General features: G+C 38.9%; 1 protein-coding gene. It reads left to right on the top strand.

The genetic code is table 11. From position 1 onward, the window contains the following. Positions 1 to 357: 357 nt before the first annotated feature. A partial coding sequence (gene purD / locus DNK84_RS00535) for a phosphoribosylamine--glycine ligase (protein ID WP_162902127.1) occupies positions 358 to 1345 on the top strand: 988 nt, incomplete at both ends.

The raw sequence follows: 1345 nt of genomic DNA, 5'->3' as shown, positions 1-1345 counted from the left end.
ACAGGTGTCCTGTAGTGTGAAAATATATCTAATTATTGTTTTGCAGGATTATGCTGCCTGGTAAGCTGCTACAAAAGTCGATTTCCACATGCTTTGGGAAAATAACACAGATGTGAACGTGTAAAATAACCCACTGCTGGCATACAAAGTCATATCAAACACCTTATATAACCAGCTCAAATACCTTCTGCATTACTTACTGTCTCTACTAAATGCTTAAAACAGCGATGTTTTAAGATTTTTTAAAAAAATGCATTCGCACGTGATTGCTTTTTATAATAAACTACCTTCTATAATTTATAGCAAAAAAGAAGGCAGATTGATATGAATATATTAGTAGTTGGCAATGGTGGCCNNTTGCGCAATCAGAACATACGGCTATTGTATACGTTGCCCCAGGAAATGCAGGTACTGCAAGAGAAAAAAAAGTCAAAAATATTGCCATCTCAGTTACTGATATTGATCAACTTGTATCATTTGCTAAACAAAACCATATTGAATTAACGATCATTGGACCTGAAATACCCCTAAGCCTTGGCATTGTTGACATCTTTGAACAACATGGGCTCAACTGCCTGGGGCCTCACAAGGCTTGCGCACAATTAGAAGCTTCTAAAACCTTCAGCAAAGACTTTATGGCTAAATATAATATCCCAACGGCTGATTATCAAAACTTCCATGATGCAGAAAAAGCCAAGGCCTATATTGCTGACAAACCCATGCCAATTGTTATTAAAGCAAGCGGCCTTGCTGCAGGTAAAGGCGTTGTTATTGCGCAAACAAAAAGCCAAGCCAAGCAAACAATTGATGACATGCTAAATGGCAACAAGTTTGGAGAAGCAGGTTGCGAAATTGTGATTGAAGAATTTTTAAATGGTCAAGAAGCCAGTTTTATTGTGTTATGTGATGGAAAAACAGCACTGCCAATGGCTTCATCACAAGATCATAAAGCAAGAGACAATGGCGATAAAGGCCCTAATACAGGAGGAATGGGGGCCTATTCACCTGCACCTATTGTCACAGATGAAGTCCATCAAAAAGTGATGAAAGACATTATTCAACCTGTTATTGATGGCATGCAAAAAGAAGGACACCCTTATAAAGGGTTTTTATATGCAGGGCTTATGATTATGCCAAATGGCCAGATAAAGACCTTAGAGTTTAATTGTCGCTTTGGTGATCCTGAAACGCAACCGATTATGATGCGGTTAGACTCCGATCTTATTGAGTTGAGTTTTGCTGCATTAAATGAGGAACTGGAGTTCTATGAAGCACATTGGAATCCACAAACAGCGCTTGGCGTTGTGATGGCTTCTAAAGGCTATCCGGAGAGTTATCCTAAAGG

Origin of the sequence: Facilibium subflavum (assembly GCF_003574485.1) — a bacterium.
In the GTDB taxonomy this organism is placed as follows: Bacteria; Pseudomonadota; Gammaproteobacteria; order Francisellales; family Francisellaceae; genus Facilibium; species Facilibium subflavum.
Note: the sequence above shows the minus strand (reverse complement) of the source record. Positions and strands in the feature narration are given on the sequence as shown.